Origin of the sequence: Bartonella sp. AP58NXGY (assembly GCF_042195785.1) — a bacterium.
In the GTDB taxonomy this organism is placed as follows: domain Bacteria; phylum Pseudomonadota; class Alphaproteobacteria; order Rhizobiales; family Rhizobiaceae; genus Bartonella.
Genome location: NZ_JBHIOY010000058.1, coordinates 1 through 1643, shown reverse-complemented (window position 1 = coordinate 1643; position 1643 = coordinate 1). Strand labels below are relative to the sequence as shown.

General features: G+C 39.4%; 1 protein-coding gene and 1 pseudogene. One reads left to right on the top strand and one right to left on the bottom strand.

From position 1 onward, the window contains the following. Positions 1–794: MotA/TolQ/ExbB proton channel family protein (locus ACFINC_RS09325; RefSeq protein WP_375617030.1), on the bottom strand; the 794-nt coding region annotated here is incomplete at its 3' end. A gap of 700 nt (positions 795–1494) precedes the next feature. On the opposite strand from ACFINC_RS09325, the pseudogene ACFINC_RS09320 reads away from it, so the two are divergent. Continuing rightward, a pseudogene (locus tag ACFINC_RS09320) lies at positions 1495–1643 on the top strand (DUF883 domain-containing protein); the annotation flags it as partial.

Sequence of the window (1643 nt, the reverse complement as noted above, 5' to 3'; positions counted from 1 at the left end):
AAATCACTACGATAACCATTCAAAGCACGCATAAGGCTATTATACATAACAACGGCGGGAATAGCTACAAAAAGCCCCATAGCCGTTGCAAATAAAGCCTCAGCAATTCCAGGAGCCACCACATCAAGTCGCGTTGTTTGCGATTGAGCAATCCCAATAAAAGAATTCATAATTCCCCACACCGTTGCAAAAAGCCCCACAAAGGGTGCAATGGCACCAATGGTTGCAAGAACAGCGTTTCCATATGCAACCCGGCGTATCGCAGCCAGCAAGCAGCGCGACAAAAGCGAATGAACTCTTTCTTTTAAACCTTCATGAACATCGCGGACATAAACATCGCGAGAAGCACCTCCATATTGATCGTTTTCCTCATAAAAGAGAATATCTTCAAGCGTTTGTACACTTTTCCTTGTATTCGCTCTCTCACCAGAGCTTTCGCTTGTCCCTTCGGGAGAAGCAAAATGAACCTGTTGTGTAGAAAGATAGACCTCTTTAAGAACCTCTTTGAGAAAAAACACCCCCGCCCCTTTGCTTTCTTTCAAGCTCGCAGCCAAACGCGTAAGAGTCTGGGCATTAAGAACCAATCGGAGTTCATGACGCACGCGTCGTTTTGCCAAAGTGATCTCAATAATTTTCACAAAAGCAATTGTCCAAGATATCAAAGAAGCAAGCAACAAAAGAACGATAACAGCTTTCACCACCCAATCAGCAGCCATAAACATAGAAAAAGGTGAAAAATCATGCCCTGCCAATACAGCAGAACTGCTCTCTAAAGGGACTGTTTCAGATTCCATTTCTGTCTCACAACTCTCGTGGTCTTAATCTTCCATTATACGCTGAATCGCCATTCTGCAGAGCTCCCCTGTTCCACACCGCCACTTCAACATCACTTCCACATTCCTCTTAAGAAAGAAAACTTGATAAATCAAGTATAGTTTTATTCCCTAAACACTCTCTTATTCTAAAGAAATCATTCAAGAAATTTTTTTATAACCCTTCAAAAGTTTACCTTACTTCAATCACTTTACTGTATAAATTTGGCAAAATGATAGACTGATCAGAAATCTCCCGTATAATATCTCAATTGATAAAAATAACGCATCATCTTTCTACTTGCAACATATTGATTTATAATAATAATTTATCACAATTATTGCTGAACAAGCCTTTCAGACGCAAGCTTTTCTCATTTCAACCGCTCTTGAATAAAGAGAACAAAACATCTGCCAGCAAGAGATAATTTATACGGGATAAACAACACAGATTTTTCTCTTAAAGAAAAAGATCTTTAACCTTTTAAAAGAAACAGCCCCCCAAAAGAGAAAGAATGGTGCTGAATACCTTGAAAGGCATAAAACAATTTTAAATTGCACAAAAAGACAAGGAACTAAAAAACACTTTTGGCGTTATCCCGGCAGTAAAAATTTTCACTCCAATGCAAATGATTACGATGAACACAGCAAACACCACTATACAAGAGAGGGACAGAACATCATGAACAAGAACAAAACAACACAAAACAATAAAACCGCAGCAGAAAAAGACCTACAAAACGAGCTCCAGGGACAATTAGAAACGTTACGTCATGAAATTTCAGGGATGCCCTCCACACTGACAGATCTTGGTGCTAAAAAACTCAATGC